Here is a 2,542-nt window from a genome sequence, read left to right as displayed (position 1 = left end):
GGACTGCATTAGTCAATCGCTTTTCAACTGATCCCATGTCTATTATTATGGATGGTACACGAGGAAGCGGCGATACAAAACATGAGGGTCGAAGCGGCTGGACTACGGAACATTTTTTAAATTCTCAAAGTTACAACGGGATTACAAACAGCTTTTATAATCCTGAAACAAAACAATTCGACTTTGAGTATTATTTGCGAACGAATAATATTCAAGCGCCAGACGTCGTACTGTTACACTTTGGGATCAACGATGCAAATCAAGGACTCTCACCAGAGCAAACAATCGCAAACTTGTACACGATGATCAATCAGATTAAAGCAGCAAATCCTAACGTTAAGTTTTCTATTGGTTTGACATCAAATCTTTGTAGAATCGAAAACGTCGCTTATCGCACAGAAAGTCGAAGAAATAATATTCTCAAAACGATCAAAGCTCTTATCAAAGAATTTGATAACAAAAAATCGCAAGGATATTATTTGAACGCAATGTATTTAAACGTGGATCCAATTTACGATATGCGTTTTGACGAACGATCATTGAGTATCTATCAAGAAAAAACAACGCTGTACTGTACAGACGGTACACATCCTGCAGACGATACTGGTTATCAAAAGACAGCAGATACAACGCATTTCACGATTAAAAGAATGTTTGCTTAATCCTTTGGCACGCTCAATTGAGTGTGCTTTTTATTTTAGGAAAGTAGGTGGCATATGTTCATTTGGGGGAAATTAGAATGAAAGAATTATGCTTAAATTATAGAAAAGGTGGTATATATGGTGATTATTGACAATGGAGTGTTACTGAATGAATTTCGAGGGTTGCTGACAAATGGGTATGTCCAGTTGTTCTTATGGGTAGTAGTAGGTGATATTGTTACAGGATTGTGCAAGGGCATTTTCGTTAAGGAAGCTAATAGCACAAAAGGATTGCTTGGTATTGTAAAACACATGCTGGTGGTCTGCTTGGTAATTATTGCCTATCCGTATTTAAAGATTATGAACCTTGAGACGTTTGCTACTGCATTCGTCTTTTTCTATATCGCGGTTTATGGAATTTCAATCACGGAAAACTTAGGTCAATTAGGTGTTCCAATTCCAAATTGGGTCAAAGAGAGACTATCAAAATTACAAGATACTAACGATAACCCTACAAAACCAGATTATGGTGATGGACAATCGGAAACAGAAAATTTAATGAGTAAAGACGAAGAGTAGCCAATCGGCTGCTCTTTTTTAATACAGAAATTGGAGGGATAACTATGAGAAACAAGGCTAAATTTATCGAGGACTTTGAAGCAGTAGCCAAACCAGAAATCGTCAAGGAAGTAGATCCAGTACAAGATGCAGCACACACTATGAATCATATTGGACAACCTACTTACACATTGAACAAAGATCTTACGAAGACTGGTAAGGATGAAACATTCAAGTTTGAAGTGAAAAAACGCGAAAAAACGGATAATCCAGCCGAAAAAATCGACGACTACTTTTATGTTGGGAAAGGAGAATAATCATGGTCAAATATAATAATTCTACCTCACATAGAGGACACAATGCGATCGTTCCTGGGGCATCTGGTTGCGGACTTAAAGAGCATGAGGTTGCTCAGAAAATTCATGATAAATTCCGTGCTGCAACCAAAGCAGTAGATGCAACAGATAACGTTGGGAGAACTGTAAATGATAACCTATACAATATCGTTCGTAAGATGAACGCTGTAGGGAAAAGTTATCATGTCAGCCACCACCTAAACGCATTTAACGGAATGGCAAATGGTTTTGAAGTTTGGTATTATGCAGGAAATGCAGCAGCTAAAAAATTAGCAGAGGAAATTTGTATTGCAGTATGTAAGGCTACTGGATGGGTAAATCGTGGGGCGAAGGCTACTACATCCTTGTATGTGATCCGTGCATCATCTGGTTCAGCTATTTTGATTGAATGGGGATTTGTGGATAGTAAGAAAGATATGGATATCATGTCTAAAAAAATGGATGCCGGTGTTAATGCCTTGTTAAAAGTGATGGGTTATAATATTACTTCGTCCGGTAGTTCTTCAAAACCATCTACTAATGGAACAAGTTCTACTAATTTTAGGATTGGTGATACCGTACAGGTACAATCGAAAGCTACTAATTATCAAACCGGGCAAAAAGTACCAAGCTGGGTCAAAGGGCAAAAATATAAAGTAAAACAAGTTAAGAATGTCAATCAAAGTGTATCTAAGAAGGCTTACTTGTTAGATGGAATCAATTCGTGGTTTCTTGAGCAGGATCTAAAGTTAGTATCTAGTTCCTTAAATTCAAAGACACACAAAGTTGGCGATACTGTGACTGTTCAAAACTATGCAACCAACTACCAAACTGGACAAAAGATTCCTTCGTGGGTCAAAGGGCAAAAATACAAAATTAAGCAAGTAAAATCTATTAACCAATCAAAATCCAAAAAGGCCTATTTGTTGGATGGAATCAATTCTTGGTTCTTGGAGCAAGACGTTAAGTAACAAAAATACCCCTTTACTCAAGTAAGTAGGGGCCATT

General features: G+C 37.4%; 4 protein-coding genes. All 4 read left to right on the top strand.

Annotated features, from left to right (window positions below; translation table 11 throughout):
- The coding region (locus tag Q0A12_RS14790) for a GDSL-type esterase/lipase family protein (protein ID WP_291293392.1) at nt 1-662 on the top strand (662 nt) is incomplete at its 5' end.
- A 117-nt stretch (nt 663-779) separates the two neighbouring features.
- Entirely contained in the window at nt 780-1,220 is a 441-nt protein-coding gene (locus Q0A12_RS14785; RefSeq protein WP_291293391.1) for a phage holin family protein, read from the top strand.
- Nucleotides 1,221-1,264: 44 nt separating this feature from the next.
- On the top strand, nt 1,265-1,516 hold the full coding sequence (locus Q0A12_RS14780) for a DUF5960 family protein (RefSeq protein ID WP_217956250.1): 252 nt from the start codon (nt 1,265-1,267) through the stop codon (nt 1,514-1,516).
- A 2-nt stretch (nt 1,517-1,518) separates the two neighbouring features.
- Nucleotides 1,519-2,505: an N-acetylmuramoyl-L-alanine amidase gene (locus Q0A12_RS14775; RefSeq protein WP_291293390.1), complete on the top strand. Its 987-nt coding sequence runs from the start codon at nt 1,519-1,521 to the stop codon at nt 2,503-2,505.
- The last annotated feature ends 37 nt before the right edge of the window (nt 2,506-2,542 follow it).

The organism is Enterococcus sp., from assembly GCF_022711995.1.
GTDB lineage: Bacteria > Bacillota > Bacilli > Lactobacillales > Enterococcaceae > Enterococcus_D.
The sequence above is the reverse complement of the archived record's forward strand: the minus strand, read 5'-3'. Positions and strand labels throughout refer to the sequence as shown.

Excerpts from the sequence above, each read along its gene's own strand:
- Q0A12_RS14785 (WP_291293391.1), top strand. The coding sequence starts at position 780 with ATGGTGATTATTGACAATGGAGTGTTACTGAATGAATTTCGAGGGTTG.
- Q0A12_RS14775 (WP_291293390.1), top strand. The coding sequence starts at position 1,519 with ATGGTCAAATATAATAATTCTACCTCACATAGAGGACACAATGCGATC.
- Q0A12_RS14780 (WP_217956250.1), top strand. The coding sequence starts at position 1,265 with ATGAGAAACAAGGCTAAATTTATCGAGGACTTTGAAGCAGTAGCCAAA.